This is a genomic window from Bradyrhizobium sp. Ken64 (genome assembly GCF_055807555.1).
Genome location: NZ_JBVVPA010000020.1, coordinates 92854 through 118470, shown reverse-complemented (window position 1 = coordinate 118470; position 25617 = coordinate 92854). Strand labels below are relative to the sequence as shown.

Here is a 25617-nt window from a genome sequence, read left to right as displayed (position 1 = left end):
ACGCAGCGCCTCTTGGCGGTGCGCTGCAGAGCCGGGGCCCATGCAACAGCGTGCCGTGGGACCTGCTGGGTCCCGGCTCTGCGCAGCACCGCTACGCGCTGCAGCGCGTCCGGGACACGCGAGCGGCCGCCACCCTTCTTTGCATGACGCTCCGCTCTTGTAACAAAAGCGTCATGCAGCGAAACTAAACGAAGCCGGGGCCGCGGTTGGCGGCCAAGCCGCTCGCAGGGAGAGATTTTGATGCGCCGTTCACTGGTGTTGCTGTCAGCCGGACTGACAGTGTTGTCCGCCGGACTCTCGACCGGACCTGCCTCCGCCGAAAACAACACGCCCCGCAACCTGATCCTGTTCATTCCGGACGGTCTGCGGGCGCTGAAGGTCACCCCCGAGACCGCCCCCGCAATGGCCGAAATCCGCGACAAGGGCGTCAACTTCAAGAATTCGCACTCGCTGTTCCCGACCTTCACCATGGCCAACGGCTCGGCGATGTCGACCGGCCACTATCTCGGCGATACCGGTGTATTCTCCAACACAATCTGGACCAACTACACCTCGGTGCCCGCCGGCGACACTGTCGTCCCCTTCATCGAGAACGACGCCGTGCTCGGCGACATCGACGAGCATTTCAAGGGCGACTATCTCAATGAAGAAACCATCCTGAAGCTGGCTCGCGACAAGGGGCTGAGCACCGCGGCGATCGGCAAGGTCGGCCCGACCTATCAGTTCGACCACACCGACAAGCCTGAAAAGGCCGGCCTGCATTCGGTCGTTTTCGACGATGCGACCGGCGGCAAAAATGGCGTGGCGCTGTCGGACGAGGTCAAGGACGCGCTGACCAAGGCCGGCCTGCCCCTCGCCACGCCGCCGCGCGGCGACAACTCCAAGGCGGGCGATGCCAAGACGCCCGGCACAACGGTCGCCAACGTCGCGCAGCAGGCCTATTTCGCCGACGTCGCGGCCAAGGTCGTGCTGCCGATGTTCAAGGCGCGCAACAAGCCGTTCGTGCTGGTGTTCTGGTCGCGCGATCCGGATGGCACCCAGCATAACCAGGGCGACAGCCTCAACCAGATCATGCCCGGCATCAACGGTCCGAGCACCATGGCGAGCATCAAGAATGCCGACAACAACCTCGCCCAGCTCCGCAAGGCGTTGGACGAGCTCGGCCTTGCCGCTACCACCAACATCATGGTCCAGGCCGACCACGGCTTCTCGACCATCTCCAAGGAAAGCAAGACCAGCTCCTCGGCCAAGGTCAGCTATGACGACACGCCGAAGGACTTTTTGCCGATGGGCTTTCTGGCGCTCGACCTCGCCAAGGCGCTCGACCTGCCGCTGTTCGATCCCAACGACAAGAACGCCAAGGTCGAGGGTAACAAGCATCCCAAGGCCGGCAACGGCGTCCTCGGCAAGGATCCGGAAAAGCCCGATCTCGTCGTCGCCACCAATGGCGGCTCCGACCTGATCTATCTACCGAACAAGGACAAGAAGCTGGCGGCCAGGACCATCAAGACGCTGCTCGAGCAGGACTACGTCTCCGGCCTGTTCGTCGACGACTCGCTCGGCCGCTTCCCCGGCACCCTGCCGCTGTCGAGCATCAACCTGCGCGGCAAGGCGGCGACGCCGACGCCGGCGATCGTCGTCAACTTCCGCTCCTATGCCAGCGATTGCGGCGAGGCGCCGACCAACTGCTCGGTACAGGTCGCCGACACCGTGCTGCGCCAGGGCCAGGGCATGCATGGCAGCTTCAGCCGCGGTGACACCATGAACTTCATGGCGGCGATCGGTCCGGACTTCAAAGCCGGCTATGTCAGCGAGATCCCGGTCAGCAATGCCGACGTCGGCATGACGGCCGCCCAGCTCCTCGGCCTGCGCAGTTCGCAGAACGGCGGCCTCGTTGGCCGCGTGATGTCGGAGGCCCTGCCCAACGGAATCATGCCGAAGGCGTACAAGGGGGTCGAGAAGTCCAAGAAGTCCGAGAACGGCCTGCAGACCGTGCTGAACTTCCAGCGCGTCGGCAGCCAGCGCTATTTCGACGCCGCCGGCTTCCCGGGCCGTACGCTCGGGCTGGAGCCGGACTCCGGCAAACAAAAAACGGCGGGGAAATAACCCCGCCGTTCAAATGCGTCCTCGTGAGAGGCGCAGAATTTTACATGCCCAAAATCTTACATGCCGATGTCGAACACGTTGGGCAACTGGCCCGCCAGAGGCAGCGCGGTGGCGCCCAGGAAGGTCGCCACCATCGCCATCAGGCGACGGTTGTTCTGGCGCTTGCCGCGCATTTGGCTGGCGATCCACTCGAGCATTTCGCTGTTGACCTTGGAGGCATAGGACGGCGCCCATCCTTCGATATCGGACTCGGCCGACAGCGCGACGCTGCGCGGCGGCACCTTCAGACCGGAGGCGCTGGCGGCATAATGAGCCACCGCCTTGGCAAGCAGGTCGTCGAAACGGCCACCATCGGTGCGCTCGGTCGCGGCTTCGTTGATTTCGAACAGCACTTCGGCCTCAGTGCGGCTGACCGGCTGGTCGTTGACGGCCGAGGCGGTGAGAATGCGGGCACACCAGGCGGTGTCATCGGCATCGAGCGAGCGGGAGAAATGCACCCTTCCCTTGGTGGTGGGGCCTTCGCCCGTGATCACGCCGTCGCGCACGATGGTCAGTGCATGGGCCGAGGTATCGCGGCAGGACGGTTCGAGGGACGGCGACTCAACAGACTTATGCGCAGCGGCAGACATAGTTCACTTCCAGATTTCTTCTGACCGGCCAGCAATTTCATGCCGGCGTAAAGGGGTGGTTAATGATTCGGTACGGGGATCGCGACTTTTTGAGATGGTTGCCAATTGGTCGCTGTCAGGACCATTTCGGTTCTGGCAAGCGACGGGCGAGCGTGATGGAAGTCATAAAAGGCTTTCTCGGGGCAATCGCGCCCGTATAGCCCCGGTGGAGATGTTTCGTCGCAGGCGCGGCTGTAACAAAAAGGTGCTAGGAAATCAGGCCTTCAAAGAAGGAATTCACATTTTACTTGAAGCGGTTCAGTTAGCGTTCACTTGATGTCGTGGAGCCCCTATACTGGCCCCGACGGTCAAAGATGAATTCATAAGCAAATTCAATAGCATGAGGTAGAACCATGACGCTTCCGATCGGCACCACCGCCCCCGACTTCGAAGCCGAGACCACCGAAGGGAAGATCAAGTTCCACGACTGGATCGGCAATAGCTGGGCGCTGCTGTTCTCGCACCCCAAGGACTTCACGCCGGTTTGCACGACCGAGCTCGGCGCGCTCGCCAGGCTGAAGCCGGAATTCGACAAGCGCGGGGTCAAGCTGATGGGTCTCTCGGTCGATCCGGTCGACCGCCACGCCAAATGGTCGGAGGACATCAAGGAGACGCAAGGCGCGGCGCCGAACTTCCCGATGATTGCCGATACCGACTACAACGTCTCCAAGCTCTACGGCATGCTGCCGGCTGCGATCTCGGGCGATCCCCTTGTGCGCACCGCGGCCGACAACCAGACCGTTCGGAATGTCTTCGTCATCGGGCCGGACAAGAAGATCAAGCTGGTGCTGGTCTATCCGATGACGACGGGCCGGAACTTCCAGGAGATCCTCCGCGTGATCGACTCGCTCCAGCTCACCGCCAAGCACCGCGTCGCGACCCCGGCCGACTGGTCGCAGGGTGACGACGTCATCATCGCGGGCTCGGTCTCCAATGACGAGGCCAAGACGATCTATCCGCAAGGCTGGAAGGAGCCGAAGCCCTACATCCGGATCGTGCCGCAGCCGAAATAATGAAACTGTCATTCCGGGCGATGCGTCAGCGCCGCCCGGAATGACGATGTTAGCTCTTACGCCGCGCGCACGCGTTCGAGGAAGCCCTCGACCTCGGCCTTCAGATGCAGGCTCTCGCCCGACAACGCCTGGGCGGAGGCAAACATCCGGCTGGACGTCTCACCCGTCTCGTTCGCACCCTCGGCGGCCTGACGGACGTTGACGGCGACATCCGCCGTGCCCGATACCGCCGCGCGAACGCTGGCGACGATGTTTTGGGTCGCGCTCTTCTGCTGCTCGACCGCCGCCGAGATCGAGCCCGCGATGCCGCTGATGCGCTCGATGGTCTGGCTGATCGCCTTGATGGCGACAACCGATTCCTCGGTCGCAAGCTGCATGCTGGCGATCTGGTTTGAGATCTCGTCGGTCGCCTTGGCGGTCTGGCCGGCGAGCGTCTTGACCTCCTGGGCCACCACCGCAAAACCGCGGCCGGCATCGCCCGCGCGCGCGGCCTCGATGGTCGCGTTCAGCGCCAGCAGGTTGGTCTGCTCGGCGATCGAGGTGATCAGCTTGACGACATCGCCGATGCGCGCGCCCGCCTCGGAGAGCTGCGCGATGCGCTGATCGGTCGCCTCGGCCTGCCGCACGGCCTCAGCGGAAATGACGTTCGATTCCTGCACCCGCCGGGTGATTTCGGAAATCGATTGAGACAGCTCGTCCGAGGCCGACGCCGCCGAACGCACGTGCTCGGAGGCGTTTTCGGAAGCTCCGGCCGACCGCGCCGACAGATCGGCGGTGGAGCGCGCGGTGTCGGTGAGCTGTCGCGCCGCCCGCTCGAATTCGCCTGACGATGTCAGCACCTTGTCGAGAATGCCGCCGACGCCGCCGCGGAACTCTTCGACGAAATTGCGCAGGTCGGATTTGCGCTGCTCGGCGGCTGCAGCCGAAGCGGCCGCCTGCTCGCCGCGCATCCGCGCCCGCTCCTGCGAATTGCTCCTGAACACCGCGACCGTGCGGGCGATCTCGCCGATCTCGTCGGCGCGGTCCTCGCAATCGATCTCGACCTCGCTTTGACCTTCGGCAAGCGCCGTCAGCGAGCGCGTCACCGAGGTGAGCGGCTTGGTGACACGGCGGACGACCAGCAAGGTGAGGACCATCACCAGCAGCGCGGCGAACCCGGCGGCGATCGCCATGCTTTCGATCGTGTGGGCCAGCATGCTCTCGAACTGGGCCATCGGGATGCCGACATAGAGGATGCCGGCGACCTTGCCGCGGGCGTCGGCGATCGGGAAATAGGCGGTCATGAAGGTCTTGCCGAACAGCGTGGCCGGGCCCTTGTAGGCCTCGCCACGACGCAGCAGCGCCTGCGCCGGATGATCGGCGGCAAGCTGGGTCCCGACGGCGCGGTCGCCATTTTCCTTCTTCACGTTGGTCGAGCGCCGCACGAACTGCCCGCTCGCATCGTCGAACACGAACAGGGTGGCGTTGCCGCCGACATAGGACACCGCGCGATCGACGATGGCGTGATCCTTAAAATCCGGCATCTTGGAAATCTCGGCGCGCGCCACCGCGCCATCCTTCATGGTGATCTTCGCGTCGGGATTGGTCTCGGCAAAGGCCAGCGCCAGCGTGCGCAGACTCACCTCGATATCGCGCAGCGCACGATCGTTGAACACGGAGCTGAGCGACCAATAGCCGGCCCCGACCACGAGCGCCGTATTCATGGCGATCAGCAGCACCGCGCACAGGAGCGCCTTGGTGCCAAGTTTGAATTGCGGCAGAAACTTCGCCGTTGCTCGTCCGTACATGAATGGAATGACTCCTGTAATTCCTGCATATTCGTGCAATCGGCTTACGGTCGCATTAACGGCGGTTCCAATCGCCGGACGCCAATGCTTTCCAAATGGTAAACGAGGACGCCCTGACCACGCCAAGGACTACGCCAAGTGCTCCGCCCATCATCGTCTGGTTTCGCGACGACCTCCGCTTGTCCGACCATCCGGCCCTCCACGCTGCCGCCAAGGTGGCTGCGAAGACCGGCGCGCCGGTGATCTGCCTCTATGTGCTGGACGATTCGGCCGGGCGAACGGCGGGCGCTGCGGCGCGCTGGTGGCTGGCGCAGTCGCTGCGGGCGCTCGGCGCCGACATTGCCACGCGCGGCGGATCGCTGATCCTGCGCAAGGGGCCGGCGGCCAGGGTAATCACGGAAGTGGCGCGTGAGAGCGGAGGGCGTGCGGTCTACTGGAACGGGATCGCACAGGCGCCGCATCAGGCGGTTGAGCGGCAGCTCGAAGCAGCGCTGGCAAAGCTCGGCGTCGACTCGCACAGTTTCCCCGGCGACCTGCTCGTTCCGCCCGCGGCAATCCGCAACAAGGAAGGCCGCGGCTTGCGCGTGTTCACGCCATTCTGGCGGCGCGTGCTGGCGCTCGGCGATCCGCCAAAGCCCCTGCCGGCACCGAAGGAGCTGCGTCCTGCGCCGGGAGTCGCCAGCGACCCGCTGGACACCTGGAAGCTCGAGCCGGGCAAGCCAGATTGGGCCGGCGGCCTGCGCGAGACCTGGATCCCGGGCGAAGCTTCCGCCCGCTCCCGCTTGCGCGACTTCCTCAAGCACACCGCACGTGGCTATGTCGGCGATCGCGACCGCCCGGACCGGGAGGGCACCTCACACCTGTCACCACATTTGAGGTTCGGCGAGCTCAGCCCGCGCCAAGTCTGGCACGCCGCGCGGTTCGCCGCGGCCGAGAACCCCGCGATCGGACCCGGTGTCGACAAGTTCCTGAGCGAGCTCGGCTGGCGTGAGTTCTGCCGGCACCTGCTGCACGACCATCCCAACCTTGCCACCGAAAACCTGCAAGCGAATTTCGACGGCTTCCCATGGAAGCCCGACGCCAAGGCACTCGCGGCCTGGCAACGCGGCCGCACCGGCTATCCCATCGTCGACGCCGGCCTGCGCGAGCTCTGGCACACTGGCGTGATGCACAACCGGGTCCGAATGGTGGTCGCCTCGTTCCTGGTCAAGCACCTCCTGATCGACTGGCGCGACGGCGAGAGCTGGTTCTGGGACACGCTGGTCGATGCGGATGCCGGCAGCAATCCCGCCAACTGGCAGTGGGTCGCCGGCTGCGGCGCCGACGCGGCGCCCTATTTCCGCGTGTTCAATCCGGTGCTCCAGGGCGAGAAGTTCGACCCGGATGGAGCCTATGTGCGACGCTGGGTGCCCGAGTTGAGGGATGTGCCAGCCAAGCTGATCCATCAGCCTTGGCGGGCGACGCCGATCGAGCTTGCGAGCGCCGGCGTCACGCTGGGCAAGAGCTATCCGCAGCCGATCGTCGATCATGCCAAGGGACGAGCGCGCGCGCTCGCCGCCTACGCAAAGATCCGCAAAGGTTGAGCGTTGCTTTGACACAATTATGAAACGCGCTATCGTCATCGCTCCATGCAACCGTGGGGGACGATATGGACGACGACAAGCCGATCACCGAACAGGCGATGGACACGATCACCGCCGCCGTAGAAACGACCAAGGACGCCGCTGTCACTGCTGTGAAGAAGGTCAGGAAAGCCGCCAAGAAGGTCGCGAAGAAGGTCGCGCCGAAGAAGGCTTCCAGGAAGAAAGCCAAGAAGGCTGCGAAGAAAACGTCGAAGAAGGCCGCCAAGAAGACTTCGAAGAAAGCTGCAAAGAAGTCGTCGAAGAAGACGGCCAAGAAGACAGCAAAGAAGTCCACCAAGAAAGCTGCCAAGTCGAAAAAGAAGGCCAAGCGCTGATCGCAAAGCCCAAGTCTCCGGGGGCGGACGCGCCCGGAGGCGGCTCCAGCGATACCTACCCTCGCCGCTTGGCTGCGCGCCGGCCCGGGTGATGCTCGCCTTGCGGATCGCGAAATTCGCTGCGATGGCCGCGCCGGTCCTCGGCCTTGAAGCGCCGGCGCTTTTCGGGTGAGCCGAACTGCTTGATCAATCTCCTGCCGTTCACCTTCTTGATGACGTAGCCCCCCTCGGTCATCGAGAACGGCTCCTTGAGCGATCCCATGTGGTCGAACTTCGTGCCGCGGGGGTGCTTGAAGGGTTCGAACCAGGAGGGATAGACGAAGTTCGACATCTCAAAGCCGGCTACGAAGAAGGTGTCCTCTTCCACGGCGTCACACACCTCATAGGCATATTGGGTGTTCGGGTTCTTGTCGGCCCAGAGATTGGCCATGGGATCGAGCACCATCTCGAACAGCTCGTGCGAGGCCGCCACGCTGACGGGCTCGTCGCCCAACGCCTTGACGAAGATCTTTGAGATCGGCTGGCGGCGATGCGTCAGCTCATGGCGGCCGAGCATGTTCTTGTGGGAGGCCTCGTCAAAATAGACCAGCTGCCAGTCATCCGGCTTCGGCTTTTCGGTGACATAGAGGTCGACCGGATAGCCCCACACCGGCAGGAAGTGCTTGTCGTAGCATTTCTGGAGCGCCGCTGTGAGCCTGGACATCTTGCGACCGCTAATCATCGGCTCGGCGTAGTTGATGCAGGCAATCCGGACTGGCTTCAGGGACCTGCCAAGCAATGCGCGTCTCGCCTTCTTCATGGAAAATCACCTGTGAAAGGGCCACTGAAATGTGTCCACCGTAGCACGATCTTGCCGCGCACGTCAGGGATGTATTCCGGCGCCCGGCTCGCCGGCCCTAGAAGCGTCGGTTGACCACGAACACCGCGGCCGCGCACATCACCATGCCGACGATCGCCAGCGCATCGAGCTTTTCTCCGAACAGCAGATAAGCCATCAGCGCCGTCACGGCCGGCACCAGATAGAACAGGCTTGCAACAGAGGTGGCGGCGGCACGGCGGATCAGCCAGTACAGCAGCCCGATCGAACCGATCGAGAGCGCCACGGCGAGCCAGGCCAGTGCGAGCATGAACTCGCGCGTCCAGTGCACCACGCGGTCCTCGAAGAGGAACGCGCCGATCGCGAAGAAGATCGTGACGGACACGTACTGCACGAGATTGCCGGCGCGCCAGTCGATGTGGTTGCAGTAGCGGCGCTGATAGAGCGTGCCGAGCGTGATGCTGATCAGCGATACCACCGAGGCGAGCCAGCCGAGTCCGGCTTCGCCGGTCATGGGGCGGCCGTGCAGGATCAGCACCACGCCGCCGAGGCCAAGCACGAGCCCCGCCCATTGCACCGGCGTCACCTTCTCTCCGAGCCAGCGGTTGGCGATGGTCGAGGTCAGGATCGGCTGGAGGCCCGGAATGAGCGCGGAGAGCCCGGCCGGAATCGAGTGCGCGATCGCGATTGCGGTGCCGCCGAGATAGAAGCCATGGACGAGAATGCCCGCGACCGCGCTGTGCGCGATGCCGATACGGTCCGGCCATTTCGGTCGCGCAACGGCAGCGATGATCGCCATCAGACCAACCACGAACGCCATGCGGATGGCGAGGTAGGTCAGGGGATCGGCATTGTTGACGACGTATTTGGTGCCGATGAAGCCCGTGCTCCAGAGCAGGACGAACAGGATTGGCGCGGCACGGGCGGTCAGGGCTTCTTGATTATGGTTCATTGCCGCCTCATTGCCCCACCGGGGGCCAATGCGGCAATGCGAATTTCGGCCAATTTCGTCCAGACGATGCTGCGCTGCGACGGACGGGACGGTTCAGCCGCTCACCATTCGTCCGGACAGGGATCGATGATCTTCCAGAGCTCGATGCCGTTCTTGATCTTTTTCATGTCGGTGGTGAGCCCGCCATTGCGGCGAATCCAGTCCTTCACCGTGTCGGGGTAGTAGGCCATCAGGTCGGACGTCCCCTCCGCGCTGGTGACTTTGATGCCGAAGGTGAAGGCCTTGTCGTAGTAGGCCTGATGGAAGCCGAGGCTGGCGCGCGGCGTCACGCAGATCTTGTTCATCGGCACGATGCCGAGCACCAGGGTGCAGGCCGAGTTGCAGATGCCGTCGATGATGACGCGCTCGCCCTTCTCGCGGACGCGCTTGTACTTCGCCTTGTACTCCTCGACATAGCCGCCGTGGTCGCGGGTGATGTGCAGCTCGGCCCGCGCCGGCGTGGCGGCGACGACCGAGAGCAACAGCAGGCTCAGAAGCGTGATGCGCATGGCGAGGTGACGGCGAAAGCCTTCAGGAATGGACCGGCCTATGGACCCCAAGAAGCCGGCAACAGGAGTCTTGAGCTAATTCTGTTTGGTCACACTTGTGTGGGGAATTCGTTAAGCATCTCGAAAAGGCCAAAAATGGGCAACTCTGGACCACAGAACCGGCAATTCTGTCACACCCACCCGGGAATCTGCGGGATTGGCCCCGATTTCCGGGCTGCAGACGGGTGTTCCGGCGGGCCGAACTGGCTATAAACGGCTGACCTATTCGTGCGGGTTCCGGAGATTCGAGATGAGCAAGTTGAAGCTTGTAGCCGCGATTGCTGCCCTGTCGGCCGCCATCCTTGCCCCTGGCCTCGCAGAGGCGCGGGGACATCACCGGTACCACCGCCACTACACGAGCCCATTGCCCTACCCGATCAGCTATCTGCACAATTACGGGCCCGGCATCACGCCCGGAACGTTCGCCTTTTACGACGGCCCGTCGACCAACCATTGCTACCAGAGCGCAGCCGCCTATGTCGGCCAGGACCGCCGCCGGCACCCCTGCTTCTGAGTGGCGCAGGCGCGTCCTCTGCGGGGGCCGCTATTTGGCGGCGCCCGACAGCAGCAATTGCTTCTCGATCTCGTAGACCGGCAGTTTGACGAGGTCCTTGCCGACCTCGCCCTGGAGTGCCTTGCGCACCACATCCGAATAGTCGGCGCGGATCATCCCAAGCGCACGCGGCGAGGCCACCATGGTCAAGGCCGAGGTCTCGCCTGAGCTGACGGCGGCATCGAGCCGTCCGGCCAGGCTGCGCAGGAAGGCGCGCTCGGCCTCGTCGTGCCAATCAGTCTGCTCCACCGAGCTGCGCGCGCTGCCGGCCGCGCCATGGAGCCTGCCCGGCGCGTCGGTCCCTTGCGCAGCAGTCGCGGGATTGGGCTGTTCGTGCACCTCCCTGGTGTGGAGGTTCGGAAACATCTCGTCGCCGAGGTTTTCCAGAATGAGCGCCTTGCGCCCGTCGCACACGACCAGCCAGTCACCCTTGTCGATTCTCATTTTGTCCATTTGCACAGCTCCATAGCGACCTCGCGAGCCAGCGCTTCGAAATGCTCGAAAGGCTGGCCACGACGCCAAGCTTAGGGACGAAGCCGCACCGATGAATTGCGCGGGATCAAGGATGGCGGCAATGTCCTGCGGGGACGCAAACGCAAGCGCAGCATTGGTCAAGAGCCGAACCTGGGATAGTTTCCCGGAGCCAAAGGTCAGGCCTGCGGCGGGCTGGCTGAAGACCTGTTCATCAGCATTACATTTCGGTCCCGCCACAATTTGATCAGAACAAACTTCGATATCCCTGTATTGCGTAAGCGGAGAAAGACATCATGAAGCTTAGAATTGGCCTCCTCGCCGCGTCCCTGTTGGGTGCGTTGGTTGCATTATCGGCGGCGTCCGCCATGCCCATCGCGCCTGCTCCTGCGACGCCGCAGGTCTCGGACGTCGAGCAGGTCCGCATGGTCTGTGACGCCTGGGGACGCTGTTTCTGGCGCCCGAACTACTATGGATACTACGCGCCGCGGCCCTACTACGGTCCCCGATATGCACCGCGCTTCTATGGTGGGCCTCGCTACTACGGACCACGCTACCGCCGCTGGTGATTTTAAAGGGGCCCTCCGGGGCCCCTTCGCCTTTGCGAGATCAAGGATGGTGGTCTGGAGTCATTCCAAAACTGATCTAGATCAAAGACGAAATCCGCCACGCCGTCATTCTCCGAAGATGGTCGATTTGATCGTTTTTCGATGTCCCCAGACGGGCATGAATGTGCAGACCCATCTCGAGAAGCAACAGAAACAGGAGGCGCAGAGCTTTGCCTCCTTCGCCTGTCCCGCCTGCACGCGGCTGCATTTCATCGACCTCGCCACCGGCCAGCCGATGACTCGAGACCGTTGATGACATCGATCCGCCGGGCTTCATGCCATGATGTCCGCAATACTACGGCCCGGAATCCGGTTTACTGAAGCGCGATGTTTCGCCATTGATGGCGATGTACTGACGTTCATTTGATTGTCACATTGCGGCAGCCGGCCACACCCATGTTGTTCGACGCCCTCGCCCCATCCTCGGCGCTTCAATTGATCGGCTTTGCCGACGTCGATGCGTTTCGGCCGATCGAGTCGATGGAGGATGCCAGAAGCATTCCGCTCGACGTCCAGAATTTCGCGGCGGCTCGTGCCGTCGTCTCCCTGCCCGGCTGCCGCATCGTCATGATGCGCTCGTTCGCGCGCATCCTCGACGCGGCCTATCGGATGCCCGGCGGGATGGTGATCCTGCCCATGACAGACGACCTTCAGGTCAATTCCAAGGGCATTGATCTGGACGCGCGTTTCTTCATCGCGCTCCGCGGCAGCGATGAATGCCATTTCGTCGAGCGCCGGACCAATCATCATGCGATGATCATCTTCTCACCTGGCCTGAGTGACCGGGGCTGGTTCGATCAGGCGGACGATTTGCGGGCCTTTGGCGCGAACCGCCCCGCTTTGCTCCACATACGCCAGCTCCTGCTCGACATTCTGCGAACCGCGTCGGTGCAGCCGGCCCTGTTCGAAACGACCGAGGTCGCCGCCCATCTCCAGGAAGGCCTGCTGCTCGCGCTCGACGATCTGTTTCGCATCGATCCGCTCTCGGACCGGAGTGCCTCCGTCCAGGGCGAGCGGTCGATCAAACTCGTGCAGCGGATCGACGATTACGTCGCGGCACATCCGACTGCGCCGATCTATACAGCCGATCTCGCCGGCGAGTTCGGCGTCTCGATCCGGACGCTCGGCGGCGCCGTCAGCAAGGTGCGCGGCATGAGCTTGCACCAGTACATTCGCCTGAAAAAATTGTGGGCGACCCGGTCTCGCCTTCTCAAGGGCGGCGGCGCCACCGTCACCACATGCGCGCGCGCACAAGGCTTTCACCATTTGGGGGAGTTTGCCGCAGCTTACCGCGCGACCTTCCACGAAGCGCCGTCCGACACGCTGGCGCGGGGTCGGCAAGCCGGTCCGACGGCAGGCTGACCAGGCAGCCCCCTGCGGCGGTCATTGTTGTCAGCGCCCTCTTCGGAACATATCCGGAATTGGCGCGCTCGGAGAGATTCGAACTCCCGACCCTCGGAATCGAAATCCGATGCTCTATCCAGCTGAGCTACGAGCGCCCTGGCCCAGAGATTGGGCCGCAACCGAGACGCCTCAGATCGCTGCTGGCGAGCCAGCAGGCCGGACGACGTTCGGATGGGTTCGAATTAGCAGAGAGGCCGGCCAATAAAAAGCCCTTCCCGCCCCGATTCGGGTCAGACCCGCTCTTACCAGGTGCTGTTGAAGAAGCCGAAATGCGGCTGCTGGGCCATCACCATCATCGGCCGCCCTTGCTGCGGCACCGGATGCGTTCTGGCGACCTTGCGCTTGGGCTGCTGCGCTGGGGTCTGAAGTGGCTGGGCCTGAGGAAGCTGCGCCTGCGCCTGAATTTGCGGCTGAATCTGCGTCTTGGCTTCGGACTTCTTGGCCGTAGCGGTACCGGCCTTCGCGGCCGGCGTGAATTGGGCGAAAGTCTCGCGGACCCGCGCCTTGGCTGTAATTTCGGCGAAGGCCGGTGACATGCCCTCCACGGGCGGCTGGGGAGCCGCGACGGCGGCGATCTTCACCGCAGGGGCGGCAAGAGTCGGCTGACTGGTGTCGAGTACGACACGCTCCGGCAGGTGGCGATCGGACCGGATCCGGATCAACGGCTGTTCGTTGCTTGCTGTTGCGATGGCCTGCGTCACAGCCGAAGTTGGCAGAGCGTAGTTCGCCGCGAACAGCAGTGCGAGCAAGGCTCCCCCGACAAAGAAGAAATACCGAAAGATGGGCATTGGCCACGCTCCGCCCGCCGCATCCCCGCGTGGGCTCTCCGCCTTAACAGGCGATCACTTAATTGGTTCCTGGCCCCAGCCGTTCGGTTCAAATGGCGACGCCAAGTTTTTCGGCCAAGCCCCCAAGACAGTAACTTTTCCGCTACCCGGCAATGCCGGCCTTATGTCCGACGTGCTGCCACAAGCGAGCACTTCGCCTGATCGGCATTCACGTTGACGAAACCGACAGGAATGCGCGCAAAAGTCTTGCGGCTCTTCATGCCGACAGGGTCCGTTAGAACGCGGCTGCGGTCGGTGAGATGACTCCCGTCGCGCCGCGCAAAAGCGCAGACGATCTCGACATCCTTTACGGCATAGTCGTTGTCGTTGCGCAGCGTGAGCGTCACCAACGCCTTCGAGCCAAGGCCGCCGCGGCGCCACGTCTGAGATGAAATCCTGATCCGACCGAGTTCGGCCATGGTCGGAATCTGAGCTTCGGAAGGCGACGACGCGGCGGCTGCATCGCCCGAAGACGCAGTCTCGACCGCCGCCACCTCAGACCTCACCGGTTCGGCGCTGTTGCCTTTGGCAAGAGGGAGCAGCATCCAGATGCCGCAACCGACGATGATGGCCGCCAACAGCCACAGCAGGCCTCGCGCAAATGAAACGCTCGCGATCGTCACCGCCCGCGCCAGTCGCTCGCCGGTTCCGGCGAGACGCCCTATCCCGATGCGGTCAAACCCAGCGTTCATGGTTGCCTCACCGATCGCGGCGGAAGCACGTTCGACAACGGATTCGGCCACTGCTTACCTTAATCCGGAAGACGAACTAAGGTTCCCGCGCAGCTGTCGAGTCGGCAAGGGCGGTGGCGGTCACCGGCCGAGGCCGCTAACATGCGCTGCAACATCAAGACCCGTCGGGAGAACATGAAATGCCAATCGTCAGTTGGGATCACGTCCATCTGCGCAGCCCTGATCCGGAGGCCACGGCGGCCTGGCTGCGGGACATCCTTGGTGGCGAGATCATGCAAGCGCCCGGACGGATTGACGTGAACCTCGGCGGCGCAAGGATCTTCATTGCGCCACTCGAGGGCGACAACGCGGTCAACCCGCCGCCGCCGCACCCGCATCAGGGCCTCGACCATTTCGGTCTCACGGTGAAGGACATCGACGCCGTCGCCGCCGAGATCAAGGCCAAGGGCGTCACCTTCACGCGCGAACCGACCACGATCCGCCCCGGCGTGCGCATCTGCTTCATCCGCGGCCCCGAAGGCATCTCCATCGAGCTGCTCGAGCGCGACAAGAAATACACCTGACACGGCGCGCGCCGCATCGGCTCACCGGGCGACGTTGCCGGCCCGCGTGCCTAAGTCATGCTGCCGGGCATGAAGCAGCGGACCGCGACGCCCATGTAGCCGTAGATCGGCCAGACCATGGTGCGCCCCACCCGGTTCGGCTCCGAGATCACGGCCTCCTCGGGTACGTCGACCCAGACGAGCTCCTGCGGTCGGCCGTCAATCACGTAGCCATAACGCGGGACGCGGACCCGATAGTGCCCGTCCTTGCTGTCCCAGTCGGTGTCCGAGAGCGCCGAGCCGTCGGCATCGGAGCAACAAGGCCCCTTGCCGCTTCGCAGTCCGTCGAACCAGGCTTTCAATTCGGCATTGGTGTTGACGAACTGGCCGCGGTCGCGCGCGTGCCCGAAGGGGGCTGCGAGTGCGATCAGCGCCAGGGCGCAAGCGAGGCTCGCCACGCTTCGCCAGCGTGCCGCGCCGCCAATCCGCCGTTGTCGTGTTTCGCAAATCGTGGGACGCACACTGTACAGACGCGGCTTCTCGCCGCCGGAATCGATCCAGTTGCACACGTTTGTCTTGCTCCAGCACCCCGCGGCCAGTGCAACAATGGTTATGCATTTCGCGGGCCAACTTGATTCGCAACGACTGGCCTCGCTTCTTGATCAGACCGTCATGGCGGTGTCATAGACAAGCCAGGACAACTACGGCTCACGGGCAGGCTCGCAACGCCGGCGGCCAAACTCCCGCGTTGCGTGGCCGCATCCCCTTTGGCATAAATGCCCTACCGGTTACGCCATTGGGCGATGGCGGCCGGCCTCGGGACGTTATGAAGAACGGCCTCTATTCGATTCACGTGAACCTGCTCGATGGTCGGGTCGGCAAGGGCAGCGGCGTGATTCTTTTTCGCGACGGCAAGATTCTTGGCGGCGATGCCTACCTCTATTACACCGGCAGCTACACGGTGAAGGACAACACCTTCAAGGGCGAGGTGCTGGTCCAGCGTCACACCTCGCCGCGGGGTGACGACAATCCGCTGTTCGGCGGCCCTGCCGCGGTCGGCATCGGCGTCAGCGGCACCTTCACGGAGACGCGCGGGGACATGATGGGCACCGCGCTGGTCGGCAAGGCCAGCCAGATTTTCGGCGCGACGCTGCACAAGCTTGCGGAGGCCGACTAGAGCTTCGGTTCTGATCGAATCAACCAAAGCTCTCAATTGTTGTTTCGACGCGTTTTCTTCACACGGACCGGCATCCAATCCGCTCGAGAACGCTCGAGCTATTCCGCGGCCTGCTCGAGGGGCGCCACGCGCGGCAGGATGATCTGGATACGCGTGCCGCTGCCCGGTTCGGAATCCAGATCGAGCCGTCCGCCGAGCCTGTTTGTGACGATGCTGTAGACGATGTGCAGCCCGAGGCCGGTGCCGCCTTGGTCGCGGCGCGTCGTGAAGAACGGATCGAAGGCACGACGGCGGACGTCGAGCGACATGCCGCAGCCATTGTCGGAGAAGATGATCTCGACATTGTCCTTGCCGGACTCGCGCACCTGGATGTCGATGGTCCCCGGCCGGCCGTCCGGGAAGGCGTGCGCCACCGCATTGAGAAACAGATTTGTCAGCACCTGGCCGTACGGTCCCGGATAGCTGTTCATGGTCAGATCAGGCTGGCACTCGACATTGAGCGTCAGATTGTGCTTGCGAAGGCCCGGCCGCAGACTCATCACCACCTGCTCGGTGAGGTCACCGAGATCGAAGCTGCGCTGGTCCGAATAGTTGCGGTCGGCGGCGACCTGCTTGAACGACTGGATCAGCTCGGCGGCGCGATTGAGATTGGAGACGAGCTGCGAGGACGCGTCGCGGCTGGTGTGGAGAAAGTCGTTGAGCGTGGAGCGGCGCAGCTCGCCCCGCTCGACCTCGGCGGTGAACATCGCGGTCTTGCGCTCCAGCGCGGAAGCGACCGTGAGGCTGATGCCGACGGGATTGTTGACTTCGTGTGCGACGCCGGCGACGAGGCGCCCGAGCGCCGCCAGTTTCTCCGCCTCGATCAGCGAGGCCTGGGTCTCGCGCAGATTGCGCAGCGCGGTCTCGGCGGATTCCTTGGCTTTCCGCATCTCCTGCTCGCCGCGCTTGCGCTCGCCGATGTCGAGCGCCACGGTGACGATCCGCTCGATCTCGCCTTCTGCATCGAGCAGCGGCAGCTTGTTGACGAGCCATTGCCGCATGTGGCCGGAAGAATCAATGTACTCCTCTTCGTAGAAGCCGAGACCTTTTCGCAGCGTCAGCACGCGCTTGTCGCTCTCGTCCGACTTGGCCGCGCCGTAGCGAGACATCAGGTCGGCCGTTGTGCGGCCGAGCGCATCGCCGGGCTCGATGCCGAAGATGCCGGCCATGTAACGGTTCATCAGCACGTAGCGCAGGTCGCGGTCCTTGACGTTGATGACCGCGGGCACGGTGTCGATGACCTGCTGGAGCAGGCGCCGTCCTTCGGCGATGGCGTCTTCCGCGCGCTTCTGGTCGGTGATGTCGCGCAGCGTGCCCTCGTAACGGACGATGTTGCCGGCCTCGTCGCGGACGCCGGTGGCACTGTCGGACAGCCACAGGATGTCGCCGCCGCGCTGGCGCACCTGGTATTCGAACTCGCGCACCATGCCGTCGCGTGCCATCAGCCGCTGATATTCGACGCGCGCCTCGGGATTGACGTAGATGGTATGGGCGATGTCGTTGATGCTGTCGATCAGCTGCTGCGGGCTATCGTAGCCCATCATCCGCGCCAGCGCCGGATTGGCGTTGAGGAGGTCGCCGGCCGGCGTCGTGACGTAGATGCCGTCGACCGAGCCCTCGAACAGTTTCCGGTAGCTCTCTTCCGCGAGGCGCTGCTCGGTCAGTGCGCGCACCGCCGCCTCGCGCGCCGTGTCGGCCTCTTCCAGCGCGCGGCGGAACACTTCGGCCGCGCGTGCGATGTCGCCGATCTCATTGTCGAGATCGGCGGACGGGATCGAGGTGTTCTTCTCGCCGGCTGCGAGCGCGCGGATCGAGCGCGCGATCTGGGCGAGCGGACGGACTGTCCGCCGCACCACGAAGCCGGCCGCGAGAATGCCGATCAGCACGCCGATGGTACCGAGCACGATGCTCTGCCAGCGCGCCTCCGTCAGCGTGCGGGCAAAGTCGCGCGACAGCACGTGACCGCGCCGGGCGCTGACCTCGCGCAGCAATTCGGTGACGCGGCCGATCAGCCGGCCCTCCGTTCCCAGCACCTCGCGATCGATGTCGGCGATCTGCCGTTCACGGACAGCGACCGCAATGATGGCCTCGGCGTAGTCGTTGACGGCCGATCTGAGCTTGGGATCAGTGACGCCCATCGCCCGCATGCTTTGGGCCGCCTGCTCGGCCGCGGACGGGTTGCGCGCAAGCAACCCGAGCGCAATCCGGCTCTGCGCTTCCGACAGGCGGGACGCCAGCTCTCGGTCCGCGGTGCCGGAGACAGCCGCGTCGAACTGGTCCCGGAGCGGCGGCAGGCCGGCAAGCAGCTGGGCGCGGCGATCGATCAAGGTCGAGATCCGCTCCAGGCCGCTGCGATAGGTCGCAAGCCGCTCGCTGACCCCGTCGATCATATCCTGCTGCTCGGGCACGAGCTCGATGCGGGTCTTCTTCAGGATGTCGCTGAGCGTCGAGGCCGCCTCGCCTACCTGCTTGAACTGGATGCCGGCGCCGGGGTCGGTGACGAAGTCGCGCGCGGCGAGCCGCAGCTCGTTCATGCGGCGGTCGATGTCCTCGGCGAGATCGCCGACGCTCTGCAGCCGCTGCAGCTCGGCGAAGGTCGTGTCGATGTGCCGGATTGCGATCACGCTCGCGGTCGAGGTGACGATGATCACCGCCAGCACCAGAAGGAAGCTGCCGAAGGTGAGCTGGCCGATGGAGAGCGAGAATGTTCGCTTTTTCTCAGGGGTCGGCGTCAATTCAGCGGACATTGGTGATGTGAGGACCCGGCTATTTGAGCTCCAATATACGACGTATTGCGGTCCCGGGGGAACATGCCTCTCGCCGCCGAATATCCTTAATATTGAAGCCCTGCCGCCCTCCTTGGCCCCGGTTCTATGACGTTTTGACGCCGGCCGGCCGCCGGGCCGGGATGGTCATGGCGGCGACGCCGAGGACGACGCAGGCAAGGCCGATCCAGGCGGTCCGGCTTAGGGTCTCGCCGAGGAAGGCGACGCTGATGGCGACCCCGATCGGCACGCGGAGATAGGCCTGCGCGGTGGTGCCGACCGAGCCCAGGGTCTGGATCAGGCGGAAATAGATCACGAAGGCCGCGGCGGTCGAGAAGGTTGCCAGCGCGAGCAGTGCCAGCACGGAACTCAGCGAAGGCGACAGTGTCCAGGGCTGCTCGACGATAACCGAGGCCGGGATCAGCGCCGCTGCCCCCGCCAGCAAGGAGCCGGCCGCGGGCGCCATGGGATCGAGGCCCTTGAAGCTGCGACCGAAGATCGCGGCGCAGGCGTAGCAGATGGTGGCGGCAACGATGGCGGCCTCCGCGACGAGGCCGCTTCCGACATCATGGATGGCATCGACGCCGACGATCAGCAGGATGCCGGCCATGCCGGCGACCACGCCGACCAGCTTGCGCGGTGTCGTCGCCTCGTGACGCGTCACGAGGGCCGTGAGCAGGAAGGTGAAGATCGGGCCGGCCGAGTTGAGGATGGTCGCGAGCGCGGCATCGACGTGGCGCTCGCCCCAGGCGATCAACGTCCAGGGGATCACGCTGTTGAGCACGGCCTGGAAGGCGAAGCGTTGCCAGGTCGCGGCATCCGTCGGCATCCTGATGCCCCGCGCCCACATGATCGCGAGCAGCGGCAGGCCCGCAATCGTGGTGCGCGCCGCGATCAGCGTGATCGGCGGAATGGTGGCGACGCCGAGCTTGATGAAGGTGTAGGAGCCGCCCCAGAGCGTCGCGAGCGCGAGCAGCAGCGCCAGCTCGACGGCGATGTTGTTGTCCTGCCGATTGTCCTGCCGGTTGGCCATATCGCGCGCCCCGTCCCGTTGTCAGGGACGGAACCTAGCGCGTCTGCCCTCGCCAATACTTCGTTTTGTATCGAAGTGTCCTAGCCGATCGCACCGACCTCGAACACCTCGCCGTCATAGCCGGCCTCGCGGGGAATGCGGAGCTGACGGCCGGTTTCGGTCTTGGTCATGACAGGCATCACCGTCACGACGGACATCCCGCGGGCGTGGTCGAGCGCGGCGCTCACGCTACCCTGCTTGGCAAGCCGGATCAGATTGCGCGTGGTCGGGAACGGCAGCTTGAAGCGGCCGCTCTCGCCGCCCTCCACCGCCTCGCGCGGCGAGACCCAGATCGAGTCGGTGGACTCCCTGCCGTCATGGGCGCCGAGCTGGTCAGGCGGTGCCGCCGCAAGGAAGAACCAGGTGTCGAAACGTTTTGGCATGCCCTCGGGCGTAATCCAGTGCGCGTAAGGCACGAGCGTATCGAGCGCGAGCTGAAGTCCGTTGTCGGCCAGAATGCTCAGGAAGCTGATCTTGTGCTCGTTGAGCGCGACGCGATGCGCGTCCGCAATCTCGCCGGCGCGCCTGGCATCGACCGGCGTGCCCGAATCCTTCGACCGCGCCAGCAGGATGCCGCTTTCCTCAAAGGTCTCGCGGATCGCGGCGATCCGAAACCCGCGGTCCGCTTCGCTCAGGCCCTCGCCGCCCGAATACAAGTCGGAGCGCTTGACGATCTCCTGATCACCGGCATCGACGCTGCCGCCGGGAAACACCAGCGCGCCCGAATTGAACTCGATCTGATGATGGCGGACCATCATGAATACTTCAATTTCCTTCGCTGCCGCGCCGTCGCGCAGCAGGAGGATCGTCGACGCAGGGCGTGATGCTGATGCCTCGGCCATTCGATTAACCTGCGGCGCTGGATTGCGGGCTGAGATTGGCGCGCTTGTCGACGCGGGCGACGCGCGACAGCAGGTACTCGACCTCTGCCTTCGCCGCCGGCGTGATGGTGGCGCCGGGCCTGCGCTGGGCGCTGGAGGCGATGATGCCGCGCTTCTGCAGCACGTATTTGCGCACGGCAAGACCAGCGCCGGGCTGCTGCTCGTAGCGGATCAGCGGCAGATGTGCATCGAACAGATCATGGGCGGCGTCGCGCTTGCCTTCCTTCGAAAGGCGCACGACGTCGATCAGAAGCTCGGGGAAGGCATAGCCGGTCATGGCGCCGTCGGCGCCGCGCTCCATCTCGAAGTCGAGAAAGAGCCCGCCATTGCCGCAGAGGATTGAGAGCGGCCGCAGCGAGCCGTCCTTCTGGAAATTGCGCAGCGCCGAGATCTTCTCCAGCCCCGGCCAGTCCTCGTGCTTGAGCATCACGCAGTTCGGATTGTCGGTGACGATCTTGCGGATCACGGCAGGGGTGAACACCACCGACAAGGTCAGCGGATAATCCTGGAGCACCCAGGGCACGTCGGGGCCGATCGCCTCGGCCGCCTGCTTGTAATAACCGATGATCTGGTCGTCGGTCCTCAACGACGGCGGCGGCGCGATCATCACACCGGCTGCACCGGCCTCCATCGAGGCCTTCGCCAGCGAGCGCATGGTGGCAAAACCCGGCGCGGAGACGCCGACGATCACCTGCATCTTCTTGGCGCGCTTGATGAAGCGTACCGCCACCTGCTCGGCCTCGGCGGCATCGAGCTTCGGCGCCTCACCGAGGATCCCCAGCACCGTGACGCCGTCGCAGCCGACCTCCTCGTAGAAATCGGTTAGGCGGTCGATCGAGCGCTCGTCGATCCGGCCGTCATCGTGGAACGGCGTCGGCGCGATTGCGAAGGTGCCCTTGGCGTCGGCGGTGAGTTTCATTGGGTCTCTCTTCCTCGGTCATTCCGGGGCGTGCGAAGCATGAGCCCGGAATCCATTTATCTGCTGCGCGTGCTTTACCATGGATCCCGGGCTCACGCTTCGCGTGCCCCGGGATGACGGCCTGTCAAAACCGCCGCGCTCCCATCTTGATCTGCTCTTCGGAGAAGAAGATCTCCTCGGCATGATCGGCGATGTCGCGGGCGTTCCAGCCCGTGTGCGGCGGCTTCCAGCCATCCATTTCCATCATCCGCATTTCGCGCACGCCGCGGGGCCCGGACACGCCCAGCACCTTGCCGGTCTGGTCGCCGGACAAGTCGCTCACCATGTATAGCACGGCCGGCGCGATGCCGTCCGGCCCCAGCGCCGCACCGGGGTTCTCCTTATAGCGGGGCAGGTCTGCGGTCATGCGGGTCAGCGCACCCGGCGCCAGCGTCCAGATCCGGATGTTGTATTTGCGGCCCTCGATCGCCAGCACGTTGGACAGGCCCCAGATGCCGCCCTTGGCCGCGCCGTAATTGCTCTGGCCGAAATTGCCGATCAGGCCGGAGGTCGAGGAGGTGTTGACGATGACGCCGCCGCCGTTTTCCCGCATCCAGCGAAACACCGGCATGGTGCAACAAAAGGTGCCCTTCAGATGCACCTTGATGACCTTGTCCCAGTCGGACTCAGAGGCCTTGGCGAAGGTCTGGTCGCGCAGAATGCCGGCATTGTTGACGAGGATGTCGGCACGGCCGAAATGCTTGATGGCGTCGTCGAACACCGACTGGCCGCCTTCTATTGTGGAGATGTCGGCCCCGTTGGCGACCGCCTTGCCGCCCTCGGCCTTGATCGCATCCACCACGAGCTGCGCCATCGATGTGTCGGCCCCGGAGCCGTCACGGGGACCGCCGAGGTCGTTGACGACGACGGAGGCCCCTTCCCGAGCGAACAGCTTTGCGTAGGCCTCACCGAGCCCCCCACCCGCGCCGGTGATCAGCGCAACCTTGCCGTCGAGTAGTCCCATGGTGGCGTCTCCCTGGTTTCTATTGTCATTCCGGGGCAGCGCGCAGCGCTGAACCCGGAATCCGGAGGTTGTAGCGCGAGATTCCGGGTTCGCGCTTCGCGCGCCCCGGAATGACAGCGGAGGCTACCCCAACACCGTCTTGCCGTTCTTGATCACGGTGACGCCGCGCGACTTCACCTTGGCTTCGAACGAGATCACGCTGCCGTCCTTCCAGAGGTCCATGGTCACGGTCTCACCGGGATACACCGGCGAGGAGAACCGCGCGACGTGCTGACGGAAGGCGGAGGCGTCGTAGTCGGCATAGGTCTGGAGCACGCCGCGGCAGGTGATGCCGTAGGTGCACATGCCGTGCAGGATCGGGCGCGGGAAGCCGGCCTTCTTCGCGAATTCAGGATCGGAGTGCAGCGGGTTGCGGTCGCCGCAGAGGCGATAGACCAGCGCCTGGTCAGGACGCGTGACGATGTCGATGGTCCTATCGGGGCTGCGCGAGGGGATCTTGTGCGGATCGGGCTGGGTCAGGTTCGGCCCACCAAAGCCGCCATCGCCGCGGGCGAAGCGTGAGGCGACCAGAGTTGCCAGCTTCTCGCCCTTCTCGTTCTTGAGCACGGTCTGGTGGCTGATGACGACGCCCTTGTCCTTGCCCTTGTCGTAGACTTCGACAACGGAGGAATCGGCGGTGATGTGCGCGGCGACCGGCAGCGGCTGGTGGAAGGTGATGTCGCGCTCACCGTCGACCACCATCACGCGGTTGAGGTTCATCTCGCCGGGACCCGCACCCCACGCCGCGACGGATGCAAAGGTCGGCACCACCTTGAGCGGCCGCGGCGTCAACGTGCCCTCGTTGACGAAGGCGAGCTCGTTCTCGTCCATCGGATCGGCGCCGAGCCCGATGCCGTAGGCATAGAGCATCACTTCGCGGTCGGTGTAGGCATATTTCTGGCCGAGGTTCTTGAGGCCTTTGAGTTCGTCGTATCTGGCGGACATTTTTGTTGCTTCCTCCCCGTGGTGCTCATCATCATGGTGAGGAGGCGCTCTTGCGCCGTCTCGAACCATGAGGATGCCCGAAACGCTTTCCTTGTCGTGGCCATCCTTCGAGACGCTTGCTTCGCAAGCCCTCAGGATGAGGACCGCCCTACGCCGGCGTAAAGAACGGCAGCGGCGCGCCGTCGGTCGGCTTGAACACCACCTTCACCTTCTGGCCGATCTTCAACGTCGTCAGATCGCAATCGACGAAATTGGTCTGGAGCGACGGCCCCTCCTTCAGCGTAACGTAGCCGATCGCGTAAGGACCGGTCGGCGACTTCCGCATCAAGCTGTAAGTGTAGATCGTGCCTTCGCCCGAAGACTCTTCCCACACCGTCTTGTCGGAGTAGCAGAACGGGCAGATCGCGCGTGGGAAGTAGTGCGCCTCGCCGCAGGCGGTGCAGCGCTTGATCATGAACTTGCCCTGCTTGGCGGCGTCCCAGAACGCGGCAGTTTCGGGGTTCGTCACCGGCGCCGGATATTTCTTGGCTTCGCTCATCACACGCGCTCCAGAATGGCAGTCGAGGCGGCGTGGCGGACGCCGAGCAGGCCGCCGGTGCCGTGGGCGATGGCGAGATCGCAATTCTTGACCTGCACCTTCGGATGGGCCTCGCCGCGCAGTTGCCGCACGGCCTCGAGAATCTTGGTCATGCCGCCGCGGTTGACAGGATGGTTGCTGCAGAGGCCACCGCCATCGGTGTTGAACGGCAGCTTGCCCACCCCCGAGATCAAATTGCCGTCGGCGACGAACTTGCCGCCCTCGCCTTTCTTGCAGAAGCCGAGATCCTCGAGCTGCATCAGCACCGTGATGGTGAAGCTGTCGTAGATCGAGGCGTATTTGATGTCCTTCGGCGTGATGCCGGCTTCCTCGAAGGCGCGCGGGCCGGACCAGATGCCGGCGGAGTAAGTGAGGTCGAGATCCTTGCCGCCGCGCGGGCCCTTCATCGCCTCGCCGTGGCCGATCAGTCTGACGAGCGGCTTCTTCAGGCTCTTGGCGATCTCGGGCGTCGTCACGATCAGCGCGCCGCCGCCGTCGGAGACGACGCAGCAATCCATGCGGTGCAAGGGATCGGAGATCATCGGGGAGTTCAGGACGTCCTCGACGGTGACGACGTCCTTCAGCATCGCATGCGGATTGTATTGCGCGTGGTGCGAGGCCGCGACCTTGATCCAGGCGAGCTGCTCGCTGGTGGTGCCATAGTCGTGCATGTGGCGCATGGCACACATGCCGTAGGCATTGTGCGTGGTCGCACCGTAAGCCGTCTCGAAATCGGCCTCGGCGCCGGCCGCGCGCGGCGGCATCGCCCCGGTGCGCGGCTTGCCGGCCAGCGTGATCAGCGCGATCGAGCACTTGCCCGCGGCGATCGCTTCAGCGGCGTGGCCGAGATGGATGATGTAAGAACAGCCGCCGGTCTCGGTGGAATCGACATGGCGGAGTTTCTTGGTGTTCAGGCCGAGATAATCGACCATCGGCCAGGCGCCGCCCGGGGCGTCGCCCGCGCAGAAATAGCCGTCGACATCGTCCTTGCTGAGCCCGGCATCCTCAATCGCGCCTTTGGCGACCTCGGCATGGAGCTGCGCGGTGGATTTGTCCGGTGCATGCCGGGTCGGGTGTTCAAAAATCCCGGCAATGTAGGCCTTGCCCTTGATGGTCAAATAAGGTCTCCGCTGGCGTGTCTCACTTCCGGTTTTTTCTGAACCGCTGCTGCCCTGTTGGCAAGCGCGGAAATATTCCGCCGGGCGAGAGGGCAGCG

General features: G+C 64.2%; 27 protein-coding genes and 1 tRNA gene. 10 read left to right on the top strand and 18 right to left on the bottom strand.

The window, feature by feature from the left end; translation table 11 throughout:
* The first annotated feature begins 240 nt into the window (after positions 1–240).
* On the top strand, positions 241–2106 hold the full coding sequence (locus AC0L2F_RS28215) for an alkaline phosphatase family protein (RefSeq protein WP_473250656.1): 1866 nt from the start codon (positions 241–243) through the stop codon (positions 2104–2106).
* A 56-nt stretch (positions 2107–2162) separates the two neighbouring features.
* Here AC0L2F_RS28215 and AC0L2F_RS28210 read toward each other — a convergent pair whose 3' ends face one another.
* Positions 2163–2735, bottom strand: coding sequence for a hypothetical protein (locus tag AC0L2F_RS28210; protein WP_473250655.1), 573 nt, complete (start codon positions 2733–2735; stop codon positions 2163–2165).
* 392 nt (positions 2736–3127) lie between these two features.
* Between AC0L2F_RS28210 and AC0L2F_RS28205 the strand changes: the two genes are divergently transcribed.
* Entirely contained in the window at positions 3128–3787 is a 660-nt protein-coding gene (locus tag AC0L2F_RS28205; RefSeq protein WP_473250654.1) for a peroxiredoxin, read from the top strand.
* Between the two features lie 56 nt (positions 3788–3843).
* On the opposite strand, the gene AC0L2F_RS28200 is transcribed toward AC0L2F_RS28205, so the two are convergent.
* A complete protein-coding gene (locus tag AC0L2F_RS28200) occupies positions 3844–5574 on the bottom strand; it encodes a methyl-accepting chemotaxis protein (RefSeq protein ID WP_473250653.1) in 1731 nt (576 codons plus the stop codon).
* Between the two features lie 95 nt (positions 5575–5669).
* Between AC0L2F_RS28200 and AC0L2F_RS28195 the strand changes: the two genes are divergently transcribed.
* Complete coding sequence (locus tag AC0L2F_RS28195; RefSeq protein WP_473250652.1) at positions 5670–7157, top strand: cryptochrome/photolyase family protein; 1488 nt, start codon at positions 5670–5672, stop codon at positions 7155–7157.
* A gap of 65 nt (positions 7158–7222) precedes the next feature.
* The gene (locus AC0L2F_RS28190) at positions 7223–7531 is read left to right on the top strand and encodes a histone (RefSeq protein WP_473250651.1); all 309 of its coding nucleotides are present in this window, start codon (positions 7223–7225) and stop codon (positions 7529–7531) included.
* Positions 7532–7586: 55 nt separating this feature from the next.
* On the opposite strand, the gene AC0L2F_RS28185 is transcribed toward AC0L2F_RS28190, so the two are convergent.
* From AC0L2F_RS28185 to AC0L2F_RS28175, 3 genes are all read right to left on the bottom strand, one after another.
* Positions 7587–8330, bottom strand: a complete 744-nt coding sequence (locus AC0L2F_RS28185) for a hypothetical protein (RefSeq protein WP_473250650.1) — start codon at positions 8328–8330, stop codon at positions 7587–7589.
* A gap of 97 nt (positions 8331–8427) precedes the next feature.
* The gene (locus tag AC0L2F_RS28180) at positions 8428–9300 is read right to left on the bottom strand and encodes a DMT family transporter (RefSeq protein WP_473250649.1); all 873 of its coding nucleotides are present in this window, start codon (positions 9298–9300) and stop codon (positions 8428–8430) included.
* A 101-nt stretch (positions 9301–9401) separates the two neighbouring features.
* Positions 9402–9848: a hypothetical protein gene (locus AC0L2F_RS28175; RefSeq protein WP_007611508.1), complete on the bottom strand. Its 447-nt coding sequence runs from the start codon at positions 9846–9848 to the stop codon at positions 9402–9404.
* 289 nt (positions 9849–10137) lie between these two features.
* On the opposite strand from AC0L2F_RS28175, the gene AC0L2F_RS28170 reads away from it, so the two are divergent.
* Positions 10138–10401: a hypothetical protein gene (locus AC0L2F_RS28170; protein WP_007611510.1), complete on the top strand. Its 264-nt coding sequence runs from the start codon at positions 10138–10140 to the stop codon at positions 10399–10401.
* Between the two features lie 30 nt (positions 10402–10431).
* On the opposite strand, the gene AC0L2F_RS28165 is transcribed toward AC0L2F_RS28170, so the two are convergent.
* Positions 10432–10893, bottom strand: a complete 462-nt coding sequence (locus tag AC0L2F_RS28165) for a host attachment protein (RefSeq protein ID WP_007611511.1) — start codon at positions 10891–10893, stop codon at positions 10432–10434.
* Between the two features lie 314 nt (positions 10894–11207).
* On the opposite strand from AC0L2F_RS28165, the gene AC0L2F_RS28160 reads away from it, so the two are divergent.
* The 3 genes from AC0L2F_RS28160 to AC0L2F_RS28150 all read left to right on the top strand — a co-directional run bounded on the left by AC0L2F_RS28160 (position 11208) and on the right by AC0L2F_RS28150 (position 12881).
* On the top strand, positions 11208–11480 hold the full coding sequence (locus AC0L2F_RS28160; protein ID WP_473250648.1) for a hypothetical protein: 273 nt from the start codon (positions 11208–11210) through the stop codon (positions 11478–11480).
* Positions 11481–11637: 157 nt separating this feature from the next.
* A complete protein-coding gene (locus AC0L2F_RS28155) occupies positions 11638–11772 on the top strand; it encodes a hypothetical protein (RefSeq protein ID WP_256375665.1) in 135 nt (44 codons plus the stop codon).
* A 143-nt stretch (positions 11773–11915) separates the two neighbouring features.
* Complete coding sequence (locus AC0L2F_RS28150; RefSeq protein ID WP_007611514.1) at positions 11916–12881, top strand: AraC family transcriptional regulator; 966 nt, start codon at positions 11916–11918, stop codon at positions 12879–12881.
* Positions 12882–12941: 60 nt separating this feature from the next.
* Here the strand turns inward: AC0L2F_RS28150 and AC0L2F_RS28145 are convergent.
* From AC0L2F_RS28145 to AC0L2F_RS28135, 3 genes are all read right to left on the bottom strand, one after another.
* Positions 12942–13018 (bottom strand) — tRNA-Arg (locus tag AC0L2F_RS28145).
* A gap of 147 nt (positions 13019–13165) precedes the next feature.
* Positions 13166–13711, bottom strand: coding sequence for a hypothetical protein (locus AC0L2F_RS28140; protein WP_473250647.1), 546 nt, complete (start codon positions 13709–13711; stop codon positions 13166–13168).
* A 161-nt stretch (positions 13712–13872) separates the two neighbouring features.
* Complete coding sequence (locus AC0L2F_RS28135; protein WP_473250658.1) at positions 13873–14442, bottom strand: hypothetical protein; 570 nt, start codon at positions 14440–14442, stop codon at positions 13873–13875.
* Between the two features lie 179 nt (positions 14443–14621).
* On the opposite strand from AC0L2F_RS28135, the gene AC0L2F_RS28130 reads away from it, so the two are divergent.
* Positions 14622–15005 carry a VOC family protein gene (locus AC0L2F_RS28130; protein WP_473250646.1) on the top strand — a complete coding sequence of 128 codons (384 nt, stop codon included), beginning with the start codon at positions 14622–14624 and terminating at the stop codon, positions 15003–15005.
* 50 nt (positions 15006–15055) lie between these two features.
* Here the strand turns inward: AC0L2F_RS28130 and AC0L2F_RS28125 are convergent, their stop codons facing one another.
* Positions 15056–15553, bottom strand: a complete 498-nt coding sequence (locus tag AC0L2F_RS28125) for a hypothetical protein (RefSeq protein WP_473250645.1) — start codon at positions 15551–15553, stop codon at positions 15056–15058.
* 257 nt (positions 15554–15810) lie between these two features.
* Between AC0L2F_RS28125 and AC0L2F_RS28120 the strand changes: the two genes are divergently transcribed.
* Positions 15811–16161 (top strand): GrlR family regulatory protein, encoded by a 351-nt coding sequence (locus AC0L2F_RS28120; RefSeq protein WP_007611523.1) that lies wholly within the window; start codon positions 15811–15813, stop codon positions 16159–16161.
* A gap of 98 nt (positions 16162–16259) precedes the next feature.
* Here AC0L2F_RS28120 and AC0L2F_RS28115 read toward each other — a convergent pair whose 3' ends face one another.
* The 8 genes from AC0L2F_RS28115 to AC0L2F_RS28080 all read right to left on the bottom strand — a co-directional run bounded on the left by AC0L2F_RS28115 (position 16260) and on the right by AC0L2F_RS28080 (position 25519).
* Positions 16260–18947: a PAS domain S-box protein gene (locus AC0L2F_RS28115; protein WP_473250644.1), complete on the bottom strand. Its 2688-nt coding sequence runs from the start codon at positions 18945–18947 to the stop codon at positions 16260–16262.
* 124 nt (positions 18948–19071) lie between these two features.
* Positions 19072–19998 carry a DMT family transporter gene (locus AC0L2F_RS28110; RefSeq protein WP_473250643.1) on the bottom strand — a complete coding sequence of 309 codons (927 nt, stop codon included), beginning with the start codon at positions 19996–19998 and terminating at the stop codon, positions 19072–19074.
* A gap of 80 nt (positions 19999–20078) precedes the next feature.
* Positions 20079–20879 (bottom strand): NUDIX hydrolase, encoded by an 801-nt coding sequence (locus AC0L2F_RS28105; protein WP_473250642.1) that lies wholly within the window; start codon positions 20877–20879, stop codon positions 20079–20081.
* A gap of 4 nt (positions 20880–20883) precedes the next feature.
* Positions 20884–21837 carry a dihydrodipicolinate synthase family protein gene (locus tag AC0L2F_RS28100; RefSeq protein ID WP_473250641.1) on the bottom strand — a complete coding sequence of 318 codons (954 nt, stop codon included), beginning with the start codon at positions 21835–21837 and terminating at the stop codon, positions 20884–20886.
* Positions 21838–21961: 124 nt separating this feature from the next.
* Positions 21962–22840 carry an SDR family oxidoreductase gene (locus tag AC0L2F_RS28095; RefSeq protein ID WP_473250640.1) on the bottom strand — a complete coding sequence of 293 codons (879 nt, stop codon included), beginning with the start codon at positions 22838–22840 and terminating at the stop codon, positions 21962–21964.
* 123 nt (positions 22841–22963) lie between these two features.
* Entirely contained in the window at positions 22964–23824 is an 861-nt protein-coding gene (locus tag AC0L2F_RS28090) for a MaoC family dehydratase (protein WP_473250639.1), read from the bottom strand.
* A 148-nt stretch (positions 23825–23972) separates the two neighbouring features.
* Positions 23973–24362, bottom strand: coding sequence for a Zn-ribbon domain-containing OB-fold protein (locus AC0L2F_RS28085; protein ID WP_007611535.1), 390 nt, complete (start codon positions 24360–24362; stop codon positions 23973–23975).
* Positions 24362–25519: a thiolase domain-containing protein gene (locus AC0L2F_RS28080; protein ID WP_473250638.1), complete on the bottom strand. Its 1158-nt coding sequence runs from the start codon at positions 25517–25519 to the stop codon at positions 24362–24364. The genes AC0L2F_RS28085 and AC0L2F_RS28080 overlap by 1 nt, the downstream gene beginning before the upstream one ends.
* Positions 25520–25617: the final 98 nt, after the last annotated feature.